Genomic DNA, 20,703 nt, shown 5'->3' with positions numbered 1-20,703 from the left:
TTGAAAAGTATGGATTTGACCCTTTATTTAGGGTCTTTCATCTGCTTGTCGACCGAGGTCAACATGCCTCGCAAAATGTTCAGCTCCTGTTGCTCTGGACGCGCTCGGTTAAACAAGCGTTTTAGCTTGGTCATAACCTGACCCGGGTGCTGCTTAATGATAAAGCCGGTGTCGCCAAAGGTTTTTTCCAGATGCTCATAAAAGCGCTGCATCTGCTCGTTGCTCGGGTATTCGGCTTCATCTTCTTCAACCACCTGCTCTTGCCTATCAAGGAACTGCATGCGGGTTTCATAGCACAGGGTTTGCACCGCCATAGCCAAGTTCAGTGAGCTGTACTCTGGGTTCGCGGGAATACAAACATGGAAATTACACAGTTGCAGTTCATCATTACTGAGGCCGCTGTTTTCACGACCAAAGACCAGGGCCACAGGGCCTTGCTGAGACTCACTAACCAGCTTTTCGCCACAGCCACGGGGATCAACCATGGGCCAGCTCAGGGTGCGTGAGCGCGCACTGGTGCCAATCGCCAGACTACAGCCTTCAAGAGCTTCTTCTAAGGTCGAGACTGTGGTTGCAGTGCCAAGAATATCCGTGGCACCGGCCGCCAAGGCACTGGCATGACTGTCGATTTCACAGGCCGGGTCGACCAGATACAGGCTGCTAAAGCCCATGGTTTTCATCGCCCGTGCGGCGGAGCCGATATTGCCCGAATGTGAGGTGTTAACTAATACAATGCGAATATTCTCTAACGCCATAGTGATGTGCTTATGCTTTCAATAACCAATTTGCGCGCTAGTTTATCATAAGCCTTGCCAGCAGGAGTTGAAATTTCCTCCATCTTTACCCTCAAAGATGCATTGCGGTTAAAAAAACAGCAATTATTTTTACGAACTTTATTTACTTTGTCAGTAAAATCGTTAGAATACGCCGGCTCAAAATATTGTTCTTTTACAACCCAAAGGTAATGCTATGCATCCAATGTTAAACATTGCGATTCGCGCTGCGCGAAACGCAGGTAAGGTGATTTTGCGCGCCTGTGAAGATTTATCAAAAGTTGAAGCCACTCAAAAAGGCAACAACGACTTTGTGACTAACGTCGACAAAGAGGCTGAAGCCGTTATTCGCGAAACCATCTTAAAAGCGTACCCAAACCACAGCATTGTGGGTGAAGAACTAGGTCAACTTGAAGGTTCTGACGCAGATTACCTATGGGTTGTCGATCCTCTCGACGGCACCACTAACTTTATCCAAGATATCCCGCATTTCTGTGTATCGATTGCCCTTAAGGTAAAAGGTCGCATCGAACAAGCGGTTGTTTATGACCCAATCCGTGGTGAGCTGTTCACCGCCAGTCGTGGTCAAGGCGCCCAGCTTAACAGCAAGCGTATCCGTGTAAGCAACGCTAAAGACTTGTCTGGTACCGTGCTGGCAACAGGTTTCCCGTTCAAGCACAAGCACCATATGGATGCCTATATGGAAGCCTTTAAAGCCCTATTCGTACACACCTCTGATATTCGTCGCGCGGGCTCTGCAGCGCTGGATATGGCCTACGTAGCTGCCGGTCGCGTTGATGGCTTCTTCGAAATTGGTTTGAAACCTTGGGATACAGCCGCAGGTCAGCTACTTGTTAAAGAAGCAGGTGGTTTGGTGATGGACTTCGCCGGTGGTGCAAACTTTGAGAAAAGCGGCAACATAGTATGTGGTGCTCCTAAGCTGGCTCAAGCCCTTGTAAAAGAAATTCGTCCGGTACTTACAGAGTCATTATTGAAATAATCACTCCTTTATCGGCAATAAAAAAACGCGAGCCTTAGCTCGCGTTTTTTTATGTCTCGTTAACCGTTACAGCTCGTAAGTAAAGCTCACACCCGCTACACGCGGCTCACCATATTGCACATAGGTTTGCGTAGCGTATTCATTTACCGGGTTGTTACCAAACTCAAAGCCGCGAGTATAAGTATCCTCATCCAAGGCATTACGCACCCAGAAGTTTAAGCCCCAGTAATCCGCCTGATAGCCAATGCTGGCATTTACCAGATTCGCATGAGGTGCTTGCGAGTCATGGCTGTTGGAGAAGTAATACTCGTCCTTGCCTTCCATGCCCACACTCACAGATAAGGCATCGGTAATATTAAAGCGCGCGTTGATGGCATATTGATAATTAGGCGCCTGCGCCTGATCACGATCTGTTTGATCAATGCCATCGGCTGTAACAAAACCGTCGATTTCGCTTTCCAACAAACCCAGACTACCGCTTAGGGTTAGACGTGGTGAATAAACGTATTCGCCTTCAATTTCAAGACCATAATTTTCACCGCTGTTGCCATTGTCGAAGTAACCGGCAAATTGCTGATCTTCGGTTTTCCAAGCTTTAAGCTGAATATTATCGCGATACATATAAAACGCGGTAATACGCAGATTCAAACGTTGATCGGCTGAACTGCCCTTCACACCGAACTCGGCATTCCACAGATATTCTGGATCAAAAGTACGATGGTTGAGGAAAAACTCCGCATCCTGACTTAAACCTTCATCATTGGCTTTGGCGATGGCCTCGGCGTTGATACCACCGGCCTTATAACCGCGGCTGATACTGGTGTAGATCATGGTGCGTGGTACCACTTGATACTCAAGAGCGACCTTACCGCCAATCATGGTATCGTCAACGGTTTCGCTTACGCCATGGACATCCATATAGTCACCTTCGTTACGCTCAACGCGCAAGCCGGTGACTAAGCGGGTTTTATCACTGATTGGGGTCTCAACTTGACCATAGATAGCCAGGTTGTCGCTATCATAGTTAGAAGTAAAATCGCCGTCATTCCAGGTATACTGGCGCAGCAAGTCAACCTCGCGCGACTGATAATACAGGCCACCGACCCAGTCACCTGCTTTAGAGGTAAAGCGCAGCTCGGCACTGTGATCTTGACGCTCACGCTCGTAGCTGTCGGTTGAGCTGTAACCCCAAGGGTGCAAGCCAGCTTTACACAGCGCTGGCTCTTGCGGGTCATTACAGACCCAGTCTTCATCATAGCTATAAAGCATATCCGCATCTAAGGCGGTCAGATTCAGGGCGATATCGGCAAAATCAAAACCGGTATAGATATTACTCAGACCAAAGGCGTTACTTTCCTGAGTATCTTTACCCGGCTGATCCGCCACACTGATACGACTGTTATCCAGAGTAAAGGCATCATAGCCGTTATCTATATCCATAAAATGAGCAACAAACTCGGCGCGCCAGTGCTCGGTAAGTTGCGAGTGCAGCTTGATGCGTCCGACCTGCTCGTCGATATTCTGAGTATCATCACGACCCAGATAGGCATTTTTCATATAGCCATCGGATTTATTCTGATAGAAGCTGGCACGCACACTGCTTTTCTCACCAAAGCCGGTGGCCGCGGCGATACCTGCATCCCAGGCATTATAGTTACCCGCTCCCAGCTTGACCTTAAGGCTTGGCGTCACGGTCGGATCGGCACTTTCCATATGGATCATCCCGGCCATGGCATCGGCGCCAAAACGTGTGCCCTGAGGGCCACGGTAGATTTCCACCTGATCGACATCGAACAGCATGGCCGCGCCGCCTAGGCCAGAATAGTTAATACCGTCTATCACCATGCCCACGGAAGGGTTAATGGGGTCAACAAATTGCGAACGCAGGCCTATGCCACGCACCTGCACAAAACGACCACGCGATGCCCCAGCGGTAAAGTTAACGTTGGCGGCCTGATTTAACAGCTCATCCAAATACTTGGCATCGCGAGCGGCAATTTCGGTTTCAGAGAAGAGGCTGGCACTGGCGCTTAGCTCTTGAATCGACTCGCTTTTAAAGTCGCCGGTAACAATAATTCGTTCAATTTCACTTTCATCTGCAAAGGCGCTAACACTTAGGCTTTGAGCGACCGCACAGGCTAATAAACATAAACGTGCATTCATGCTGGGAAGGCATCCCTACTGAATTAAAAATGGAACACCGAGTCTAGCAAAATCAAGCCATTAAATGAACAGTTTAGGTACTTAAGCGGGGCGTAAAAGCGGCGCAATAGCAAAGGGAAAAAGGCATCCCATGACTACTCACTCAGCTTAGAGCGTTTGCCCTTTAGATAGGCGCCGCGAAAGGCGACAAAATGCTGCTCTAATTTTTCTGCGGCTTCTGTCTCACCGGCCAGTTGCAACACCATGATCGCCACCTCAGCGGTGCCAAGCTGGTGTGCATGGGGGGCAACACGCAAACGATAGTCCGATAACTTTTCCGGAGTGATGGAAAGAATGGGTAAAGCATCCAGATAAGGCGACTTGCGCACCATCTTTTTGGCCTCGCGCCAGGTGCCATCCAAAAAGATAAACAAGGGCTTTTTATCCCCTTGATGCTGAACCTGGGTACAAACTCGCTCCGGTGCCATGCCTTCACTCGGGAACACCACATAAGCCTGATATTGGGGATCCGCAATCAGCGCCAGTAAAGCGGGATCCGGCTCAGTTCTGTCCCAGCGAAAAGCATGGTTATCGGGGACTATATCGGCGATTAAGCGCCCAGTATTGGAGGGCTTAAAGCTTTCGTTATGGTACATCAGCATACAAACCGCAACGCCACAGGGCACCGGCTCGACCCCGGCACAAATACATAAAGGCTCGGCCAAGAGGCAAGACTCACAACGGCTGAGCTTGCTGCCACGGGCTTTAAACTCGCGCTTTGCCATTGCTATTTGTTGGGTCCGCAGTTTTAATACAGAATTGGTCACCTGGTTCCGCCTTGGGGTTGCCTTGGTTTGATTCGGGCGCGTATTGTAGAGCAAACACGGAGTAAATAACATGATCACTATCCCCGACAGCGAACGCCTCAGCTACCGTCTTATGACGCTTGACGATGGCGACCTGTTCTTCGAGCTCGACCAGGATCCGGCGGTGATGAAATACATTAATGGCGGCAAACCCAGTACCCGCAAAGACATAGATCAGATAGCCCTGCCGCGTCTGGCCAAATACCTGAACCCGGAAAAAGGCTGGGGTCTTTGGCAGGTCACAGAAAAAACCGAGCAGCGCTTTTTGGGCTGGGTTTTGGTACGCCCCTACCAATTTTTTAGCGAGCAGCCCCAGTGGCTTAACCTAGAACTCGGCTGGCGCTTTAAACAGATCAGCTGGGGCAAGGGCTATGCTAGTGAAGCCGCGGCGGCCGTGGTACAGGCATTGCGTAAACAAGATGATATAAGCCACTTTTGCGCCATTGCCGAGCAAGATAACCAAGGCTCGATAGCCATTATGAAAAAACTGGGCATGGAGTATATTCGCAGCTATACCCATCAGGATCCCATGGGCGACTGGGATGTGGTCTACTATGAAATGGCGGCACGTTAAGTGCCACTGACAAAAATAGTTACGAAAAAAATACACATTTTCTTTTAGCCTTATCCCGCGCTATTTTATTAAGCGAAAGCCGAAAAATATCAAAACCATAGCCAAATAACTGCGGCTTTGAGCCCTGCTCTGACCCAGGTTAAAAAACACAAACTGTTCACTTTGTAATCAGATGTAATGTCAGGCTGTCAAAAATACGGCTATATTTTGTAATCTCTAGTTTGAGAGCTGATACCAATTCTGTTGAGTATGTGATCAGAGATAGCGCTGGATAAATGCTATGTTCACAAGGCGGAATTTTTCTTATGGAGCATTCTACATGGGAAAGTTCCGACACAGTGAACATGATATTTAGCCCGCTGGAATGATTAGCTATTTAAGTGAACTGGTATTACACAGGTATGGTGAGCAGATGGATAAAATAAATAGCTTTATGGCACTGAGCTGCACCTTAATAGAAGGTCAGGGGCATCAGCCAATTGGTGCACTAGATGGCGCCAAGGTACGACACGAATATATGCCGGTATGGCTCGCTCACATCGAGCAGTACCGAAAAGGGCTAGCGGAAAGGGTGTTAGACACCTTTGAAGCGCTGCAAGAAGTAACGCCAAAACTCTCGCGTGAACAACTCACGAATGCCATGCTTGCAGAGCGTAACGGCCGTGATTTTGTTCAAGCATGCCAGCAACTGGTTTATCTCTGCCAAAAAGGCAGTTGGCCAGGGCCGAGCATGTGAACTAGCAGTTTAATTCGCAATCATAGCGAAGCATAAAAACAAAAAACCCGGCTTAGGCCGGGTTTTTTATTACTTAGAAAAAGCGCTTACTTCTTCTTAACTGCTTTTTTGTTTGGTAGGTCAGTGATTGAACCTTCAAAGATTTCTGCAGCTAGACCGATAGACTCGTTAAGAGTCGGGTGAGCATGGATAGTTAGCGCCAGGTCTTCACCGTCTGCACCCATCTCAACCGCTAGGCCGATTTCACCCAGCATTTCACCGGCGTTGATACCAACCATGGCACCACCAATGATACGGCCATTGTCCTTATCGAAGATAAGCTTAGTTTGACCTTCGGTACGTGCAGAAGCGATAGCACGACCCGATGCTGCCCACGGGAATACCGCAGTTTCAATATTAAGGCCTTGCTCTTTCGCTTCTTTCTCAGTTACACCTACCCAAGCGATTTCTGGATCTGTGTAAGCGATTGAAGGAATACACTTAGGATCGAAGAAGTGCTTCTGACCAGAGATAACCTCGGCAGCAACGTGACCTTCGTGAACCGCTTTGTGCGCAAGCATAGGCTGACCTACAACGTCACCGATTGCATAGATGTGACCAACATTGGTCTTCATTTGCTTGTCGGTGTTGATGAAGCCGCGCTCGTCTACGTTAACACCCGCTTTCTCAGCGTCGATAAGTTTACCGTTAGGTGTACGACCAACAGCAACTAGTACCTTGTCGTAACGTACTGGCTCAGCAGGTGCATTCTTACCTTCGAATGATACGTAAAGACCATCGTCTTTCGCTTCAACAGCAACTACCTTAGTAGAAAGCATTACGTTGAACTTGTCTTTTACGTAGCGCGTGTAGATCTTGATAACGTCTTTATCAGCCGCAGGAACTAGTTGATCAGCAAATTCAACAACGTCGATTTGTGAACCTAGTGCACGGTAAACAGTACCCATCTCAAGACCGATGATACCACCACCTAGTACAAGTAGTTTCTCAGGAACGTCTTTAAGCTCAAGGGCACCGGTTGAATCGATTACGCGATCATCTTCAGGGATGAAAGGTAGGTTAACAGGCTGAGAGCCCGCAGCGATAATAGCATTGTCGAAAGTGATAGTAGTGCCATCAACGTCTAGGGTATTGCTGCCAGTGAATTTACCGTAGCCGTTAACTACCTTCACTTTACGCATTTTCGCCATGCCGTCTAGGCCGCCAGTTAGCTGGCCAATTACAGACTCTTTCCAACCACGGATCTTGTCCAGGTCGATTTCAGGCTTGCCGAAAGAAACACCGTGAGACGCCATTTCGCTTGCGTCATCAATAACTTTAGCAACGTGAAGTAGTGCTTTAGATGGAATACAACCTACGTTCAAGCACACGCCACCAAGGGTGCTGCGTGACTCAACTAGAGTGACTTCTAAACCTAAGTCTGCGGCACGGAAAGCTGCAGAATAACCACCAGGACCACCGCCTAGTACAACGACTTGAGTTTTGATTTCGTTGCTCATGCTATTACCTTATTTTGTCCGAACGGGAAGCAATAACGAATAATTTCATTTACCCGCCATTACTCACAAAAATTGTGCAAAGATTGTATCATTGCAAAGTAAAAAAATCCCAGTAAAAACCGTTTACTGGGATTAAAGTTCTATCTATTTAGCTTACATTACCAGGTTGCGAATATCGCTTAGGTAATTTGCCAGGGTCACAGTGAAGCGTGCTGCCAAGGCACCGTCAATTACACGGTGGTCGTATGAGCAGCTTAGCGGCACCATGAGGCGCGGCTCAAACTCTTTACCATTCCACTTAGGTTTGAAGTCAGACTTAGACACACCCAAGATCGCCACTTCTGGCGCATTCACGATTGGCGTAAATGCCGTACCGCCGATGCCACCCAGGCTGGAGATGGTGAAACAGCCGCCCTGCATATCTGCAGAGGTCAGCTTGCCATCGCGCGCTTTGGCAGAAATTTCCATCAGCTCACGTGATAGTTCGATGATGCCTTTTTTGTTTACATCACGCACTACCGGTACAACCAAACCGTTTGGTGTATCTACAGCGATACCTATGTGTACGTATTTCTTCAGGATCAGGCTTTCACCGTCTTCCGATAGCGATGAGTTAAAGGTTGGGAACTCTTCCAACGCTTTCGCCGCTGCCTTCATTACGAACACAAGTGGAGTGATCTTCACGCCTAGCTTTTTCTTCTCGGCAAGGGCATTTTGCTCCTTACGGAAAGCTTCCAAGCTGGTGATATCCGCTTCATCGTATTGAGTTACGTGAGGGATATGAACCCAGTTACGGTGCAGGTTGGCACCAGATAGTTTCTGGATACGTGAAAGTTTCTTCTCTTCCACATCGCCGAACTTGCTGAAGTCCACTTTTGGCCATGGGATCAGATCTACACCCGCACCATTACCACCTTTACCGGCATTGCCAGACTCAACCTGCTTCACTAACTCTTTCACATAGTTCTGCACGTCTTCTTTAACAACGCGGTTCTTACGGCCAGTCCCTTTTACTTTCGCAAGGTTGATACCAAACTCACGCGCTAAGCGGCGAACCACAGGCGATGCGTGCGCATAGTCACTGTTCTCAACGAAGTCTTCACGCTTCGCTGGCGCCGGACCACCTGCTTTTTGAGCAGGAGCGGCAGCTGGTGCAGCGGCAGGCGTTGCTGTAGCAGCAGGTGCAGCCGCACTTGCATCTACTGGCACTGAGCCTTGCACTTCGAAGGTGAAGATAAGAGAGCCAGTGCTCACCTTGTCGCCCACATTCACTTTTACTTCTTTGACGATACCGGCGAAAGGAGCAGGCACTTCCATAGAGGCCTTGTCGCCTTCAACGCTCAGAATTGATTGCTCTTCTGAGACGCTGTCACCAGCGCTGACCATAACTTCGGTCACTTCAACTTCGTCACCGCCGATATCTGGCACAACCACTTCTTTGATTTCAACGCCACCAGTTTTTGCTGGTGCCTGAGCTGGAGCGGCTGGCGCTGCAGCAGGTGCTGAGCCGGCAGTTTCAAAGACAAACACCAGCGAGCCAGTTTTCACCTTATCGCCTACGTTGACTTTAATTTCTTTAACCACACCGGCTTGTGGTGCGGGTACTTCCATAGAAGCCTTGTCGCCTTCAACGCTTAGGATTGATTGCTCTTCTTCTACCGTGTCGCCGACGCTGACCATGATTTCAGTAACTTCAACTTCATCGTCACCGATATCAGGTACCTTGATGTCAACGCTTTCGCTTGCAGCCGCGCTCGCCGCTGGGGCGGCAGGTGCACTTTCTTGCGCAGGCGCAGCTTCGGCTACCGCCGACTCACCTTCGAAAATCATGATCAAGGTGCCGGTTGAAACCGTGTCGCCTTCAGCGATTTTAATCTCTTTAACCACACCCGCTTCGCTTGCAGGTACTTCCATAGAGGCCTTGTCGCCTTCTACGGTAATAAGCGATTGCTCAACTTCAACCTTGTCGCCAACGGCAACAAGAATCTCAGTAACTTCAACCTCATCACCGCCGATATCTGGAACTTTAATTTCAATAGTCATTGCTAACCTCTTAAGCGTACAGCGGGTTAATCTTGTCTGCGTCGATGTTGAATTTCTTAATTGCTTCGGCAATTACAGACTTCTCAACATCACCACGTTTAGCCAGCTCAGTCAGTGCGGCAACTACCACGTAACCTGCGTTCACTTCGAAGTGACGACGTAGGTTTTCACGGCTATCCGAACGACCGTAACCGTCGGTACCTAGTACGCGGTAAGACTCAGCCGGGATAAAGGCACGAATTTGCTCTGCATAGTTCTTCATATAGTCGGTCGCAGCAATCGCAGGTGCATCACCTAGTACAGAAGTTACATAAGGCACTTTTGCCTCTGCTTCTGGGTGTAGCATGTTGTAACGGTCTGCGTCTTGAGCATCACGGGTGATCTCATTGAATGAGGTTACCGAGAATACGTCAGAGGCAATGCCGTAGTCATCGCTAAGGATCTGTGCTGCTTTGCGTACTTCATTCATGATAGTACCTGAGCTTAGAAGCTGTACCTGGCCTTTGCTGCCAGCGTAACTTTCTAGCTTGTAGATACCCTTACGAATACCTTCTTCGGCGCCTTCTGGCATCGCCGGCTGATGGTAGTTTTCGTTCATCAGAGTCAGGTAGTAGAACACGTTCTCTTGGTTCTCACCGTACATGCGACGGATACCGTCTTCGATAATTACAGCAACTTCGTAGCCAAACGTTGGGTCGTAAGAAATACAGTTAGGCACTGTGTTTGCAAGAATATGGCTGTGACCATCTTCGTGCTGCAGACCTTCACCATTAAGCGTTGTACGACCAGCCGTTGCACCTAGAAGGAAGCCACGTGCTTGTTGGTCACCGGCCATCCACGCCATGTCACCTACACGTTGGAAACCAAACATTGAGTAGTAGATGTAGAACGGGATCATAGGTAGATCGTTGGTGCTGTATGATGTTGCTGCAGCAACCCATGAAGACATTGCACCTAGCTCGTTGATACCTTCTTGCAGTACCTGACCACCTTGGTCTTCTTTATAGTAAGAAACGATGTCACGGTCTTCTGGACTGTAGTTCTGGCCGCGCGGGTTATAAATACCGATTTGACGGAACAGACCTTCCATACCGAAAGTACGGGCTTCATCGGCAATAATAGGCACTATGTTTTTACCAATGCCCTTGTCTTTAAGAAGTACGTTTAAGGTACGTACGAAAGACATGGTCGTTGAAACTTCACGCTTTTGCTCTTCAAGCAGTGGCTTGAATGCATCTAACTGAGGTAATGCCAGCTCTTCGCTAAAGTTAGGTAGACGCTGTGGCGTGTAACCGTGTAGGGCATTACGACGGGCGTGCAGGTATTCGTACTCTTTCGAACCTTCTTCCAGAGTCAGGTACGGAAGATTTGCTAAATCATCTTCAGATACCAAGTCATCTAGACCAAGACGGCTACGTAGGTGCGCTACGTGGGTCATGTCCATTTTCTTAACCTGGTGCGCGATGTTCTTACCTTCAGCAGCATCACCCATGCCATAACCTTTAACGGTTTTTGCAAGGATTACAGTTGGACGACCTTTGGTTTCTTGTGCTGATTTGAATGCTGCGAATAGTTTCGAAGGCTCATGACCACCGCGCTTAAGGGCGAAGATCTCTTCGTCAGTCATATCGGCAACAAGGGCTGCAGTTTCTGGGTAACGACCAAAGAAGTGCTCACGTACGTAGGCGCCATCCTTCGCTTTATAGGTTTGGTAGTCACCATCAAGCGTTTCGTTCATAAGCTGTAATAGCTTACCTGTTGTATCTTTAGCAAGAAGCTTATCCCAGCCACTGCCCCATACAACCTTGATCACGTTCCAGCCGGCACCTTTGAACAGACCTTCAAGCTCTTGAATGATCTTGCCATTACCCATTACAGGTCCATCTAGACGCTGCAGGTTACAGTTAATTAGGTAACATAGGTTATCCAGACCTTCACGAGCGGCGAATGAAATCGCACCACGTGATTCTGGCTCATCCATCTCACCGTCACCCAGGAAGGCATAAACGCGCTGGTTAGATGTGTCTTTAAGACCACGGCCGTCAAGGTACTTAAGGAAACGCGCTTGATAGATTGACGCAATTGGACCCAGACCCATGGATACGGTTGGGAACTGCCAGAACTCTGGCATTAATTTCGGGTGCGGGTAGGAAGGAAGACCCTTGCCATCCACTTCCTGACGGAAGTTATCAAGCTGATCTGCAGTCAAACGACCTTCAACAAAAGCACGGGCATAAATACCCGGTGAAATGTGGCCTTGGTAATAAACCAGGTCACCGCCGTCTTGCTCATTAGGAGCACGGAAGAAGTGGTTAAAGCATACTTCGTAGAAGGCTGCTGACGACTGGAAAGACGCCATGTGTCCACCTAAGTCAAGTTCCTTCTTAGACGCACGCAGAACAATCATGATCGCATTCCAACGGATGATAGAGCGGATACGGCGCTCGATATTTACATCACCCGGGTATGCAGGTTCTTGATCTGCAGGGATGGTATTAACGTAGTTAGTGGTGGTGCCGGTTGGCATATCAACACCGTCTAAACGCGCTTGCTCTAGCACTTGCTCAAGAATGAATTGCGCTCGCTCAACACCCTCTTCACGCACTACAGACTCAAGGGCTTGTAACCACTCTTGGGTTTCTAATGCGTCTACGTCAACTTTATTGACTTCAGACATATGGAGTTTTCCTTATGTTTAAAATACGAATTTAAAATGCTAAAAAGCCCCCGTGCGAGCAAGGCTCCACAGGGGCTTAAAGCGAATTTTATTGTGTGCGGGTACGTCGCAATGAGCGCTCGATACGTGAGTGCTCCTTGGTCGCTTCCAATAATGCCTCTTCAATAAAGGCTAAGTGGGCATTACTGGCTAAACGTGCCTGCTCTGGGTGCCCTTCAATAACGGCTCCCATCAACACTTGACGGTGCTCAGCAAGTTGCTGTGACACCTCGGTTTTCTTCATCAGTACCTGCAGGTTTTGCAGGACATTTTGCTCCAGCAAGGCCTGCATACCGCGCACCAAATGCAGCAAAACTACATTGTGTGACGCTTCGGCGATGCAAAAATGAAAGGCATTGATGGCTTTGGCCTTCGCCGCCAGGTCATCGCTTACCTGAGCGATTTTTTCAAAGCTTTCTTTAACCTTGTCAAAATCAGTTTGGGTACCACGCAAGGCTGCATAGTACGCCGCAATTCCTTCAAGGGCATGACGAAACTCTAGTAAATCAAATTGTGATTCCGGGTGCTTACTGATCAGCTCGAAAAGCGGATCGCTTAACCCTTCCTCCAACTGGTTTTTGACAAAGGTGCCACCGCCTTGACGACGAGTGACTAAGCCTTTGGCTTCGAGTTTTTGAATTGCTTCGCGCAGCGACGGACGAGAGACTTCAAACTGTTTCGCAAGCTCACGCTCCGGCGGTAATTTTTCACCCGGTGCTAACGAGCCCTCGAGAATCATGTTCTCAAGTTGCGCTAGGATCACATCCGAAAGTTTCGCTGCTTTGACTTTTAATGACATGGTTATCTTTAGCTTCGGGTAAATTGGTCATACCAAAAAGTGCGGATAAGGTATCAGATTCCCCTCAGGCTGTCAAAATTGCCGCTATACACCGCCATTTTTATTCACTTCAGTATGTAAGATATGGACAAAAGTGAAAGTAATTTTCGCTCGGTAACAAATGGTCAAACCAGTTAATTGTATGTAAAAAGGCATAAAAAAAGCCCCTACAACAATCTGTAGAGGCTTATGCATCCGCGAGTAATACTCAAGGGATGCGACTAACTGCCCAAAGGCGTTAGCTTATTTATTCATGAAGTCGACACCTTCTTGGATGTCTTTGTTCAGAGTTGCAAGCATGTCGTCTTTTGCTTTTTGCTCAAACGCGCTTAGCTCGCCGTAAGAAAGAAGCTCTTCAACACCGTTCTTACCAAGGCGTACTGGCTGTGCGAAGAATTGTGCGTCTTCACCATTACCTTCAACGTAAGCGTATTCGATCACGTCTTCACCCTGTAGGCCTTTCACTAGTGATAGGCAGAAACGTGCTGCCGCTCACCCATTGAAAGTGTTGCACTACCGCCACCGGCTTTAGCTTCAACAACTTCAGTACCCGCGTTTTGAATACGTGTAGTAAGTGCTGCGATTTCCTCGTCAGAGAAAGTAGCGCCTTCCACTTGTGAAAGAAGAGGAAGAATCGTTGTGCCCGAGTGACCACCGATCACAGGAACTTTAACCTGGCTTACGTCTAGACCTTTAAGCTCAGCTACGAAAGTCTCGGCACGGATAACATCAAGCGTTGTTACACCGAATACGCGAGCTGGGTCATAAGTACCCGCTTTTTTGAATACTTCAGCAACGATTGGCACAGTGCCGTTTACCGGGTTAGTGATAACACCCACCATGGCTTTAGGACAGTTTTTAACTATGCCTTCAGCAAGAGTCTGGATGATGCTCGCGTTTACGTTGAATAGGTCAGCACGATCCATGCCCGGCTTACGTGGCATACCCGCTGGGATCAAAACAACGTCACAACCGCTTAGTGCTGCATCAAGGTCGTCTTTACCGAAACCTTTTACTGCTACTGCAGTTGGGATGTGTGATAGGTCTACGGCAACACCAGGAACAACAGGCGCTACGTCGTATAGAGACAGTTCAGAACCAGCAGGAAGGCTATTTTTTAGTAGTAAAGATAGCGCTTGACCGATACCACCGGCAGCACCTAAAACGGCAACTTTCATTTTAATTCTCCGTAAATAACGAGACTAGGTTATGTGAGATTAGGGTCATCAGACCTAAAGATGGCCTAAAGATAATGAAAATAGGCGATAAAGACAAATTAATCCGCGTTATTTTGAGGATAATCTCGACCATAGTCGTAAACTTAACTGTAAAGATTCTAGGGTCTGTTTATCTTTGAGGTTTACTTTATGTTCAATCTAAACGCATTCTGGTCACGACGCTCGTTATGGTGCATAGTCATTCTATGTACATGGCGAGTAACACAGAGCAGGATGCGTTTAGATGAACCCGTAGGGCAGCGCTTGTAGCGCATTTCTACTGTGTTGTTACATGTTCATGTAGAATAACTACACCACACATGTGCCGCCTTGTATAAATACACTACAAACTGCTGAAGAAACAAACAGCAAAGGTCAACAGACCCTACTAAGATGAAATACACTGACTTCTTAGGTAGAATATTGACAACAATTTGCAAAGAAGAATGACATTATGCAAGCGCAAGAAAAACAGGAAGCTTTGGTCAAGGCCTTTAAGGCAATTCTTAAAGAAGAAAACTTTGGTTCACAAGGTGAGATTGTCGACGCCCTTAAAGAACAAGGTTTTGACAACATCAGTCAAAGCAAGGTTTCGCGCATGCTTAGTAAATTCGGCGCGGTGCGAACCCGAAATGCCAAACAGGAAATGGTGTACTGTTTGCCGGCCGAACTCGCCGTACCAACCGCTAAGTCCCCACTGCGCCAATTGGTGATCGATATAGTTCACAATGAAATGATGATCATCATCAACACCAGCCCGGGTGCGGCGCAATTGATTGCCCGCCTGCTCGACTCCTTGGGCAAGGCCGATGGCGTACTGGGCACCATAGCCGGTGACGATACCATCTTTATCGCTCCCGCCAAGGTGTCTGAAATCGATGTCACCTTAGATCGGGTACGCAAACTATTCGATAACGTATAAAAAAAAGAGGCGCTCGCCTCTTTTTCTTTGTGCAATTACTTATAAACTTTTCAGTAATTCCACCGAGGGAGCAAAGAAAGCCGCGCCCATATCCGCCTGGGTGAAGTCGAGCCAGGCATCATAATGCAGATAATTACCCAGCTGGCTATTAAGCATTTGCGCAAAGGCATTACCACTGGCGGCGCAGGTCACCGACAGCAGACCTTGTTTATTCATACTCGCAAAGGGCATACCCTGATGTAATAACAACGGCTGGCCCTTTTCATCTTTTAACTCGGTGCACACCGCATGACTGTTGGCGTTAAGCGGCATCAACAGCTCACTGTCAAGACGCGTGCGTCCCATTACCAGCTCCTGATCTTCCTGACTTAGTGCCTGCCAGGACGTGAGGTTATGGGTAAAGCGCTGCACATGGATATAGCTGCCATGCGCAAAATACTCTTCGTCACTGACTAAAGCGGTAAGCATTTTCTGGCGCCCGAAAGGGGTATCCGGAGCATAAACAAAGCCGTTAAAATCGCGGCCATCGAGAAAACGGAAACAGCTGATTTCCTCAACCAGCTCCACCTTCCCTGCCAATAATTGCAAAACCCGCTGACCAAAAAGATGATTTACGTCTTCACGGTCCGAGCGTATTTGCACAAATAAATCGAATGGCTGCACACCGACGCTATGATCGCTATGACTGATACGAGGAAAACTCGTGAGTGTTGATGGTGTACGTTGGGGGTGTAATAGCGGCCAATACTGAGCGCCGATGGCAACAAAGCTGGCCACCATGGCCTCAGAGAAGCGCTCGTCAAACTCCGTCTGCACATCGAGGAGCTGAGCAAGTTTGCTCTTGAGTGCTTCATCCTGACCATCAAGGACATTAAAAAACAGATGCAAGCCATGTAAGTTAGCTTGCGCGCACACGCCGGATTGCGCTTTGGCCATCTAATTTCCTATGTTTTTATTCTTGGATTGTGCCCGCCTGCGCTGCGGGCTGGGGCTGTTTTAGGCGGTGAAAAAATTCACCGCATGTGAACTAATTGTAATAGATAGCCTTTGTCCCGGCAAAAACTCTTGTTCAGGTTGTTTTACTGGTATTTCAATCTCTTGCCCTAACACCTGCACCCGATACACATACTCGGTGCCGACAAAACGCTTAGACACAACGGTTACAGGCCCCTTGTCATCGCGTATCAGTTGCAAGTCGTGCGGGCGCACGTATAACTGCCCGGTAAGCTCATTACCCGCCACCGCTTGGTGCGATTGAACCACGCCAAACTGGGTTTCAAAGTGATAGTCATCCTGTTTTTGCGCATCCAGATATAAACCTGAGCCAAGAAACTCGGCCACCACTTTCGAGCGCGGGTGATGAAAAAGCTGCTGCGGTGTGCCCTGTTGAGCAATTTGCCCTTGGTGCATCACAGCTAGGGTATCGGCAAAGGCAAAGGCCTCTTCCTTGGAGTGAGTCACGAAAATCGCCGACACCTGCTGGTCTTTAATAATGCGACGAATATCGGCGATCAGCTGAAAGCGCACCTGATGGTCAATATTGGAAAAAGGCTCATCCAACAACAAGAGGCTAGGCTTATAGGCTAAGGCTCGGGCGATGGCGACTCGCTGCTGCTGGCCACCGGATAACTGATGCGGGTAGCGGTTGGCACAGTCTTCGAGATGGACCAGCGCCAGCATTTCCTTAACCCGCTGCACCTTGTTGGCCCGGGTCATGGCCTTTAAACCAAAGGCGATATTCTGGGCCACATTTAAGTGTGGAAATAGGGCATAGTCCTGAAACATCATGCCCATATTACGATGCTGAGGCGCCACAAAGCGATTATCGTCGCATAAAATGGTCTCGCCGAGACGGATAACCCCTTGATGCGGGCGCAGCAAACCGGCGATGGCCTTAAGAGTGGTGGTTTTGCCGCAGCCACTGGCTCCTAACAGGCAAAGAATTTCGTTATCGCCCAAATGCAGGCTCAGGTTATCCACCACGGCACGCTCGCCATAGTTAAAGCTGATATTGTCTAAATGAAGCTGTGCCGTCATCAGTGTTTTTGCTCCATAGAGCGATTAATAAAATAAAGCGGAATAAGACCCACAAGGACGATAAACAAGGCCGCCACCGAGGCCAGCTCAAGCTGTTCGTCGCTGACATATTGGAACACATGGGTGGCCAGGGTTTCGAAGTTAAAAGGCCGCAGCAGCAAGGCCGCTGGTAGCTCTTTCATACATTCGATAAAGACCAATAATCCTGCGGTTAAAATGCCCCGCTTCAGAATAGGAATATGTACACTGGTCAGGGTTTGCCTCGCATTGCGCCCCATGGACTGGCTGGCCATATCCAAACTCGGGCTAATACGGCTAAAACTCGATTCTATGCTGCCGTGGGCAATGGCGTAAAAGCGCACCACATAGGCAAACACAATTGCAAACAGGGTGCCGCTTAAGAACAGCCCAGGAGCCTTATCGTAGGGCTCAAGCCACAGATTGATGCTCTCTTCCAGAGTCGTCAGCGGCAACAACACTGCGATGGCCAGTACCGTACCCGGTAAGGCATAGCCTGTGCTGGCAAGACGCCCAGGCCAAAGGCTGGCAGGCGACGGCGTTAAGCGCTGAAAGTAAACCACCAAGATACTCAGGGTAATAGCCAGGACGCTCACCAGAGCGGAAATCTTCAGGCTTTGCCAGGCATAAAGGAAAAACTCGCTGTTCCAGGCCTGCTCGAAGTAATCGATGGCATAACCCCCGAGCACCCAGACCGGCACCACAAAGGCGACCAATAATACTAGGCTGGCAAAAGCGCTGGCGGCGAATGCCTTGCCACCGGTGAGCGGATAGAGAGACTCATCACTGGGCTGGGTTTGTCGCTCAAACACAGCCTGATTACGACGGGAATAGCGCTCAATAAAAATCGCCACAAACAGAATTAGCAGCATGATGCCGGAAATTTTCGCCGCCGCGGTCAAGGAGTAGTAACCAAACCAAGTATCATAAACGGCGGTTGTTAAGGTGCTGACGGCAAAGTAACTTACGGTGGCAAAGTCGGCCATGGCTTCCATGCTGATCAGCGCTACCGCCGCGGCAATGGCGCCCTGGCTCAAAGGCAGACTGATCTTAAAAAAGCTTTGCACCGGCGTATTCCCCATGATCTCCGCGGCCTGCACCAGCTTATGTGACTGCTCCTTAAGCGCCGTTTTAAAAATTAAAAACAAATAGGGATATAACACCAGGGCCAGCATAACTATGGCACCGCCTAGGGTACGGATATCGAAAAACCAATAGTCGTCGGGAGATTGCCAGCCAAAGGCATCGCGCAGCGCAATTTGCACTGGCCCCGCATAGTCGAACAAATCTGTATACACGTAGGCAATCAGGTAGGAGGGCATGGCCAGGGGCAACATCAAGGCCCAGGAAAAAAGCTTTTTACCGGGGAAATCACAATAGGCCACCAACCATCCCAGCGGCAGCGCTATCACGCAGCTCAACAAGGCCACGCCAAGGATCAACAAGATGGTGTTGCCGATATAATCCCACAGCACGGTTTCCCACAAATGCGCAAACACCAGAGGATCACTTTGCAAGGATTCAAAAATCAGGAAGCCTAACGGCAACGACAGGCCTAAGCCTGTCGTCCACGCAATCAGCTGCCACCAGGACAGCGAAAATTTAAACTGCATTGAAACTAATCAGTTAAAGGTCGAATTTAACCTCGTCAAGGAGTCGTAACGCGGCGCTACGGTGCTTGCTAATTTCCCCCAGCGGCAGCGTATCTTCTTTAAACTCACCCCAGGACGCAACCAGCTCAGACAAGGGCACACCCGGCTTCACCGGATATTCCATATTGACGGAGGCATACATATTTTGTGCCGTATTGTCGGTCATAAACTCGATCAGTTTCAAGGCATTTTCCTTGTTTTTCGAGTGCTTGGTCAGTACCACACCAGAGACGTTCACATGAGCGCCACGGTCTTGCTGGTTAGGGAAGTTGATATACACGGCATCCGCCCAGGCCTTTTGCTGCTCATCCTGCATCATTTTGCCGAAGTAATAGCTGTTACCTATGGCCACATCACACAGGCCCTCTTTCACCGCTCTCACTTGAGCGCGGTCATTTCCTTGCGGCTTACGCGCCAGGTTGGCTTTTAGGCCTTCGAGCCACTTTTTCGTCTCGGCTTCACCATGGTGAGCTATCATGGATGCCACCAAACCCAGGTTATAAGGGTGCTTGCCCGGACGCATACAAACCTTGTTGGCATACGCATCCGTGGCCAGGTCTTCGTAACTCAGGCTATCTAGCTTGCCGACTCTGTCTTTTGACGAATAAACATTACGAACGCGCTTGGTCAGTGCCACCCACTGACCATCAGGGTCGCGAAAGCCGGCGGGAATATTGGCATCGATCTGCTCGCTGCTGATGGTTTGCGTCAGTGCCATGTCTTCTAGCTGCATTAACGCACTGAAGTTTGAGGTTAGCACCAAATCAGCCTGCGTATGCTTGCCTTCACGCTTTAAACGCTCGATAAGACCTTTTTTGGCAAACACCACCTTGGTTTCGATACCGGTTTGCTCGGTGAATTTTTCTAAAATAGGTTCAATTAAGAAGGGCTGGCGAAATGAGTAAATATTAACGGTTTCTGAGGCTAATGCTGGCGCTGCAGACAAAACTGAAACAACCGATGCCAATGCAAATCCAAGTGCTTTCTTCACCAAGAGCTCCTAGTTAAATAAAAATAATTCTCAAAAGCATCATACTGTTTAAGACGAAAAAGTACAGTGCTAAACCGCTGGTAACCCCAATAATTTCCCAGTTGGCCCCCCACCTTGTGAGATATATCTTACAAGTCACATGGCGATTGCCGCAATCAGTGCTAAAAATTTAAACAAAACATTGCGTAACTCATTATTTATTAAGGAAAACATAGTTTATTACGCGGGTTTTACAGCTTTTATTATGAGTTTACCTGGCTGACCAGGGAAGAAACATTCCCTTATACTATCTTCATTGCTTGTGAGGGCGTACAAGCGGCAAAGTTAGGAAAACTTAGCAGGGACTGCCAGGAAGGACAGCTGCAGGATGCAGAACACGAAGGACTGTAATCTAGGACAAGGAAAAAGAGCAGGATGCTCAGGCACAGGATGTGCGAGAGGATACGGGCATTGGTTCGCCTAAGGAACGCCAGCAGGGAGCGGGCAACACAGGATGTGGGGGAGAGAACCAAAGCGGCTTAGTTATTCAAAATGCTAACTACATGCGATGCACTAAACCGTACGACAGGTTGTCACAGGAAAAAGGGGACAGGGACGACACTGCAGCAGCCATGTTGCAGCTTAATCACCCAGTGATTACAGGGAATTGAACTTGCTTCAATGCCGGCAGGATGCTGGA

General features: G+C 48.7%; 15 protein-coding genes and 1 pseudogene. 4 read left to right on the top strand and 12 right to left on the bottom strand.

The features are described from left to right. Positions 1-23: 23 nt before the first annotated feature. Complete coding sequence (gene trmJ / locus C2M34_RS04810; RefSeq protein ID WP_105200206.1) at positions 24-755, bottom strand: tRNA (cytosine(32)/uridine(32)-2'-O)-methyltransferase TrmJ; 732 nt, start codon at positions 753-755, stop codon at positions 24-26. A 214-nt stretch (positions 756-969) separates the two neighbouring features. Here trmJ and suhB point away from each other — a divergent pair, with 214 nt between their 5' ends. After that, entirely contained in the window at positions 970-1,773 is an 804-nt protein-coding gene (suhB, locus tag C2M34_RS04805) for an inositol-1-monophosphatase (RefSeq protein WP_105214686.1), read from the top strand. A gap of 66 nt (positions 1,774-1,839) precedes the next feature. Here suhB and C2M34_RS04800 read toward each other — a convergent pair whose 3' ends face one another. Both C2M34_RS04800 and C2M34_RS04795 read right to left on the bottom strand, forming a co-directional pair. Further along, positions 1,840-3,936: a TonB-dependent receptor gene (locus tag C2M34_RS04800; RefSeq protein ID WP_105258196.1), complete on the bottom strand. Its 2,097-nt coding sequence runs from the start codon at positions 3,934-3,936 to the stop codon at positions 1,840-1,842. A gap of 134 nt (positions 3,937-4,070) precedes the next feature. Further along, positions 4,071-4,742: a tRNA-uridine aminocarboxypropyltransferase gene (locus C2M34_RS04795; RefSeq protein ID WP_105200197.1), complete on the bottom strand. Its 672-nt coding sequence runs from the start codon at positions 4,740-4,742 to the stop codon at positions 4,071-4,073. A 70-nt stretch (positions 4,743-4,812) separates the two neighbouring features. Here C2M34_RS04795 and C2M34_RS04790 point away from each other — a divergent pair, with 70 nt between their 5' ends. Then, a complete protein-coding gene (locus C2M34_RS04790; protein WP_325042611.1) occupies positions 4,813-5,355 on the top strand; it encodes a GNAT family N-acetyltransferase in 543 nt (180 codons plus the stop codon). 412 nt (positions 5,356-5,767) lie between these two features. Further along, positions 5,768-6,091, top strand: coding sequence for a hypothetical protein (locus C2M34_RS04785; RefSeq protein WP_158677911.1), 324 nt, complete (start codon positions 5,768-5,770; stop codon positions 6,089-6,091). A gap of 86 nt (positions 6,092-6,177) precedes the next feature. Here C2M34_RS04785 and lpdA read toward each other — a convergent pair whose 3' ends face one another. The 5 genes and pseudogenes from lpdA to mdh all read right to left on the bottom strand — a co-directional run bounded on the left by lpdA (position 6,178) and on the right by mdh (position 14,365). Next, on the bottom strand, positions 6,178-7,590 hold the full coding sequence (lpdA, locus tag C2M34_RS04780) for a dihydrolipoyl dehydrogenase (RefSeq protein ID WP_105200195.1): 1,413 nt from the start codon (positions 7,588-7,590) through the stop codon (positions 6,178-6,180). A 153-nt stretch (positions 7,591-7,743) separates the two neighbouring features. Continuing rightward, positions 7,744-9,633, bottom strand: coding sequence for a pyruvate dehydrogenase complex dihydrolipoyllysine-residue acetyltransferase (aceF, locus tag C2M34_RS04775; RefSeq protein ID WP_105258195.1), 1,890 nt, complete (start codon positions 9,631-9,633; stop codon positions 7,744-7,746). A gap of 10 nt (positions 9,634-9,643) precedes the next feature. Then, positions 9,644-12,310 carry a pyruvate dehydrogenase (acetyl-transferring), homodimeric type gene (gene aceE / locus C2M34_RS04770; RefSeq protein ID WP_105258194.1) on the bottom strand — a complete coding sequence of 889 codons (2,667 nt, stop codon included), beginning with the start codon at positions 12,308-12,310 and terminating at the stop codon, positions 9,644-9,646. An 88-nt stretch (positions 12,311-12,398) separates the two neighbouring features. Continuing rightward, positions 12,399-13,148 (bottom strand): pyruvate dehydrogenase complex transcriptional repressor PdhR, encoded by a 750-nt coding sequence (pdhR, locus tag C2M34_RS04765; RefSeq protein WP_105200192.1) that lies wholly within the window; start codon positions 13,146-13,148, stop codon positions 12,399-12,401. Between the two features lie 282 nt (positions 13,149-13,430). Continuing rightward, a pseudogene (gene mdh / locus C2M34_RS04760) lies at positions 13,431-14,365 on the bottom strand (malate dehydrogenase). A 493-nt stretch (positions 14,366-14,858) separates the two neighbouring features. Between mdh and argR the strand changes: the two are divergent. Continuing rightward, positions 14,859-15,326, top strand: a complete 468-nt coding sequence (gene argR, locus C2M34_RS04755; RefSeq protein WP_105200190.1) for a transcriptional regulator ArgR — start codon at positions 14,859-14,861, stop codon at positions 15,324-15,326. Between the two features lie 39 nt (positions 15,327-15,365). Here the strand turns inward: argR and C2M34_RS04750 are convergent, their stop codons facing one another. The 4 genes from C2M34_RS04750 to C2M34_RS04735 are packed head-to-tail and all read right to left on the bottom strand — an operon-like array spanning position 15,366 to position 20,024. After that, entirely contained in the window at positions 15,366-16,262 is an 897-nt protein-coding gene (locus C2M34_RS04750; protein WP_105258193.1) for a Dyp-type peroxidase, read from the bottom strand. Between the two features lie 60 nt (positions 16,263-16,322). Next, positions 16,323-17,363, bottom strand: a complete 1,041-nt coding sequence (locus tag C2M34_RS04745; RefSeq protein ID WP_105200188.1) for an ABC transporter ATP-binding protein — start codon at positions 17,361-17,363, stop codon at positions 16,323-16,325. Beyond that, positions 17,363-18,994, bottom strand: a complete 1,632-nt coding sequence (locus tag C2M34_RS04740; RefSeq protein WP_105214699.1) for an ABC transporter permease — start codon at positions 18,992-18,994, stop codon at positions 17,363-17,365. The genes C2M34_RS04745 and C2M34_RS04740 overlap by 1 nt, the downstream gene beginning before the upstream one ends. 13 nt (positions 18,995-19,007) lie before the next feature. Further along, positions 19,008-20,024: a Fe(3+) ABC transporter substrate-binding protein gene (locus tag C2M34_RS04735; RefSeq protein WP_105258192.1), complete on the bottom strand. Its 1,017-nt coding sequence runs from the start codon at positions 20,022-20,024 to the stop codon at positions 19,008-19,010. Positions 20,025-20,703: the final 679 nt, after the last annotated feature.

The sequence above is a fragment of the Pseudoalteromonas sp. T1lg88 genome (assembly GCF_002964765.1).
Taxonomy (GTDB): domain Bacteria; phylum Pseudomonadota; class Gammaproteobacteria; order Enterobacterales; family Alteromonadaceae; genus Pseudoalteromonas.
The sequence above is the reverse complement of the archived record's forward strand: the minus strand, read 5'-3'. Positions and strand labels throughout refer to the sequence as shown.

Coding starts and splice junctions, on each gene's coding strand:
- trmJ (WP_105200206.1), bottom strand. CDS start 755: ATGGCGTTAGAGAATATTCGCATTGTATTAGTTAACACCTCACATTCG.
- suhB (WP_105214686.1), top strand. CDS start 970: ATGCATCCAATGTTAAACATTGCGATTCGCGCTGCGCGAAACGCAGGT.
- C2M34_RS04800 (WP_105258196.1), bottom strand. CDS start 3,936: ATGAATGCACGTTTATGTTTATTAGCCTGTGCGGTCGCTCAAAGCCTA.
- C2M34_RS04790 (WP_325042611.1), top strand. CDS start 4,813: ATGATCACTATCCCCGACAGCGAACGCCTCAGCTACCGTCTTATGACG.
- C2M34_RS04785 (WP_158677911.1), top strand. CDS start 5,768: ATGGATAAAATAAATAGCTTTATGGCACTGAGCTGCACCTTAATAGAA.
- lpdA (WP_105200195.1), bottom strand. CDS start 7,590: ATGAGCAACGAAATCAAAACTCAAGTCGTTGTACTAGGCGGTGGTCCT.
- aceF (WP_105258195.1), bottom strand. CDS start 9,633: ATGACTATTGAAATTAAAGTTCCAGATATCGGCGGTGATGAGGTTGAA.
- aceE (WP_105258194.1), bottom strand. CDS start 12,310: ATGTCTGAAGTCAATAAAGTTGACGTAGACGCATTAGAAACCCAAGAG.
- pdhR (WP_105200192.1), bottom strand. CDS start 13,148: ATGTCATTAAAAGTCAAAGCAGCGAAACTTTCGGATGTGATCCTAGCG.
- argR (WP_105200190.1), top strand. CDS start 14,859: ATGCAAGCGCAAGAAAAACAGGAAGCTTTGGTCAAGGCCTTTAAGGCA.
- C2M34_RS04750 (WP_105258193.1), bottom strand. CDS start 16,262: ATGGCCAAAGCGCAATCCGGCGTGTGCGCGCAAGCTAACTTACATGGC.
- C2M34_RS04745 (WP_105200188.1), bottom strand. CDS start 17,363: ATGACGGCACAGCTTCATTTAGACAATATCAGCTTTAACTATGGCGAG.
- C2M34_RS04740 (WP_105214699.1), bottom strand. CDS start 18,994: ATGCAGTTTAAATTTTCGCTGTCCTGGTGGCAGCTGATTGCGTGGACG.